This window comes from Fulvivirga lutimaris (assembly GCF_009711525.1).
GTDB lineage: Bacteria > Bacteroidota > Bacteroidia > Cytophagales > Cyclobacteriaceae > Fulvivirga > Fulvivirga lutimaris.
Genome location: NZ_SMLV01000008.1, coordinates 1 through 221 on the forward strand (window position 1 = coordinate 1; position 221 = coordinate 221).

The 221-nt window shown below is 41.6% G+C and carries 1 protein-coding gene; it reads right to left on the minus strand.

Going from position 1 to position 221, the window contains the following annotated elements; genetic code table 11:
- Positions 1–221 (minus strand): hypothetical protein (locus E1140_RS21065; protein WP_185153295.1); only part of this gene is annotated, 221 nt, incomplete at both ends.

Here is a 221-nt window from a genome sequence, read left to right on the forward strand (position 1 = left end):
TCCATTCTTGAGAAACCACCATTGATACTTGCCTTCTCAGAACCTGCAGAAATACTTACTGCATTTTCTACCACTCTACCAGTTTCGAAGAATCCACCAATGATATCATTAGGCTTGATCTGGTAAGGTGCAGAAACCTCCTCAATTGAACCATCAGGCATAGTGTACTCCTGAACAAACTCTGGGAATAATCCTGGAAATCTGTTATTGATCGGGTTAGG